This is a genomic window from Insolitispirillum peregrinum (genome assembly GCF_900156605.1).
Classification (GTDB): Bacteria; Pseudomonadota; Alphaproteobacteria; order Rhodospirillales; family Rhodospirillaceae; genus Insolitispirillum; species Insolitispirillum peregrinum.
Genome location: NZ_FTOA01000024.1, coordinates 1 through 1,535, shown reverse-complemented (window position 1 = coordinate 1,535; position 1,535 = coordinate 1). Strand labels below are relative to the sequence as shown.

The window sequence follows — 1,535 nt, the reverse complement described above, 5'->3', positions numbered from 1 at the left end:
ATGGAATTTGATGTCGTGATCGTTGGTGGCGGCCCGTCGGGGCTGTCAACGGCGATCCGGCTGATGCAAAAAGCCCAGGCCGACGGGCAGGAACTGACCGTCTGCGTGATTGAAAAAGGGTCCGAGGTCGGGGCGCACATCCTGTCCGGGGCCGTTCTGGAGCCGCGGGCACTGAACGAGCTGCTGCCGGACTGGAAAGAGCTGGGGGCGCCACTGCTGACGCCTGCCAGGGAAGACCAGTTCCTGTGGCTGAGCGAAACCGGGGCGCGGAAAATGCCGACCCCGCCGCAGATGCACAACGACGGCAATTACATTGTCTCGCTGGGCAACGTCTGCCGCTGGCTGGCCCAGCAGGCCGAGGCGCTGGGGGTGGAAATCTACGCTGGCTTCGCCGGGGCCGAAGTGCTGTTCCACGAGGACGGCTCGGTGAAGGGTGTCGCTACCGGTGACATGGGCGTGGACCGCGAAGGCCACCCGATCGACGGCATGTACCAGCCGGGGATGGAGCTGCACGCCAAACAGACGGTGTTTGCCGAAGGCTGTCGCGGCTCGCTGTCCAAGCAGCTGATCGAGAAGTTCGACCTGCGGGCTGGCAAGGATCCGCAGACCTATGGCATCGGCATCAAGGAACTGTGGGAAATCGACCCGGCCAAACATCAGGCGGGCAAGATCGTCCACACCATCGGCTGGCCGGTGACCAACGACGTTTATGGCGGCTCGTTCCTGTACCATCTGGAAAACAATCAGGTGGCGGTGGGCTATGTGGTCGGGCTGGACTACAGCAACCCGCACCTCAGCCCGTTCGACGAGTTCCAGCGCTTCAAGACCCATCCGGCGATCCGCCCGACCTTTGAAGGCGGCCGCCGCATTGCCTATGGTGCGCGCGCGCTGAACGAAGGCGGTTTCCAGTCGATCCCCAAACTGACCGTTCCGGGGGCGGTGCTGGTCGGCTGTGCCGCTGGTTTCCTCAACGTGCCGAAAATCAAGGGCACCCATACCGCGATGAAGTCGGGGATGGTGGCGGCTGATACCATCTATGACGCCATCCGGGGCGGGCTGGAAAACGGTGTCGAGCTGACCGCCTACGAAGACGCCATGAAGGCGTCGTGGGTGTGGGAAGAACTGCACGCGGTGCGCAACATCCGTCCGGGCTTCCACAAGGGCCTGCTGTTCGGTCTGGTCAACGCCGCGCTGGAAACCTACCTGTTCAAGGGCAAGGCACCGTGGACCCTGCACCACACGCCCGATCATACCGCGCTGAAGCGGGCGGCCGACTGCCCGAAGATCAGCTATCCCAAGCCGGACGGCAAGGTCAGCTTTGACAAGCTGTCTTCGGTGTTCATCTCCAACACCAACCACGAAGAAGAACAGCCCTGTCACCTGCGCCTGAAAGACGCCTCGGTGCCGGTGGCGATCAATCTGGCGCTGTTTGACGGCCCCGAGCAGCGGTTCTGCCCGGCGGGTGTTTACGAATACGTCAGCGTGGAACAGAACGACCCCGACGGGCCAAAGCGGTTGCAGATCAATTCCCAGAA

General features: G+C 63.0%; 1 protein-coding gene. It reads left to right on the top strand.

The features are described 5' to 3' along the window. The coding region (locus BW995_RS20170; protein ID WP_076402226.1) for an electron transfer flavoprotein-ubiquinone oxidoreductase at positions 1-1,535 on the top strand (1,535 nt) is incomplete at both ends.